Source organism: Bradyrhizobium vignae, assembly GCF_004114425.1.
In the GTDB taxonomy this organism is placed as follows: domain Bacteria; phylum Pseudomonadota; class Alphaproteobacteria; order Rhizobiales; family Xanthobacteraceae; genus Bradyrhizobium; species Bradyrhizobium vignae.
This window is the reverse complement of sequence record NZ_RDQF01000144.1, coordinates 1-1,343: the sequence shown is the minus strand read 5'-3', so window position 1 is coordinate 1,343 and position 1,343 is coordinate 1. Positions and strand designations below refer to the sequence as shown.

General features: G+C 62.0%; 1 protein-coding gene. It reads right to left on the bottom strand.

Translation table 11 applies throughout. The features are described from left to right. Window positions 1-148: 148 nt before the first annotated feature. Entirely contained in the window at window positions 149-1,120 is a 972-nt protein-coding gene (locus tag EAV90_RS39145) for an IS110 family RNA-guided transposase (RefSeq protein ID WP_122400484.1), read from the bottom strand. Window positions 1,121-1,343: the final 223 nt, after the last annotated feature.

Here is a 1,343-nt window from a genome sequence, read left to right as displayed (position 1 = left end):
TTGCGGCCGTCAAGGCGTGGCCTGGCGGCAGCGGAGATGGAGTTGAGGCCAGGGCGACGGCCAGCCTTTGACGGCCGCGGCGCGCGGCGTCTTTGTGACGGCAGGTCGGGACGAAGAAACGGTGCTTCGGCCGAACAAAGAAACGCCATCAGGTAGCCGGAGCCCTCGCGATCTCGGGCGGTTTTGTCTGCCAAGGCGTGCCGCGGGCGACCACTGTGTTGGCGAAGATTAATAGCTTTCTGGCGCAAGCGATCAATGCGCGCTTGTGTTCCTTGCCTGCTCCCATCAGCCTTCCATAGAGCGTGATGAGCTGCGGATTCCAGCGAAATGACGCCGGCAGCGCCGCAGTAAAGAGCGCACGTCGCAGCCGTTCACGCCCGCCGGCGATGTGACGAACGCCGGTGCGATCGCCGCTGTCGTCATCGTAAGGGGCAATGCCAGCCAGCGCGGCCGCTTGCTCGCGCGTGATCTGACCGATCTCGGGCATCCGCACCAGAATGACCATGGCGGTCTTTAGCCCGATACCATCGATGCTGTTGATCAAGTCGAGCCGCTCGGCAAGATCGCGATGCTCACGGATTGCGGCGGCCAGTGCCTTCAGTTCGACCTTCTCGCGCTTGGCCAGGCGAGCGATATCCTCCTTCCACAGCTTCTGGAGCCGCATATTGCGGCAGCTCTCGATCCGGTTCTTCAGCCGAGCAATGTCCTCGGTGATCTGGTCGATCATCGTCAGGTGCTCGGCAAATGGCAGCAAGCGGGGATCCGGAGCTGCGTGGATCTTCTTGACCGCGGCGGTGCAGGCCGCAATCAGCGCGGCATCGATCTTGTCGTTCTTGGCGCGCTGCAGCTGGAACACGGCATAAGCGCGCACCTGGGCCGGCTGAAATACGACGACCACAAACCGCTGGCGCCGCAACTCGGCGACGACAGCCTGCTCATAGCCGCCGCTCGCCTCGATCCCGACCCGTTTGACCTTGTGGCGCTGCAACCATTCCACCAGCACTTTATAGCCATCCGGCGTGTTATCGGCCTGAAGCCGCTCCAAACTGCCATCAAGTGCCACATCGAGCTTACGTTTACCGGTATCGATCCCGGCACAGATCGTGATACGCTTGGCCATCTTCGTCGACCCTCCCTTGTGTGTGCGAACCTAAAGTTCGTTCAACCATCCGGGTCCCGATGAAGTACCGATCGCGATCCTGCTACGAAAGGCAGCCCTCAAGGCTTCGGTGGGCATCGATCCGATCGATCGGCAGCCCAGCTCGGGCGGCCACCCGAGCTGGGCCATTCCTCACGGAACGAGGCCATTCTAGTCCGGTGCGCTAAAACAAGGGTGGGCAAAG

Bases quoted from the DNA above. Each gene is read 5' to 3' on its own strand.
- EAV90_RS39145 (WP_122400484.1), bottom strand. From the start codon at position 1,120: ATGGCCAAGCGTATCACGATCTGTGCCGGGATCGATACCGGTAAACGT.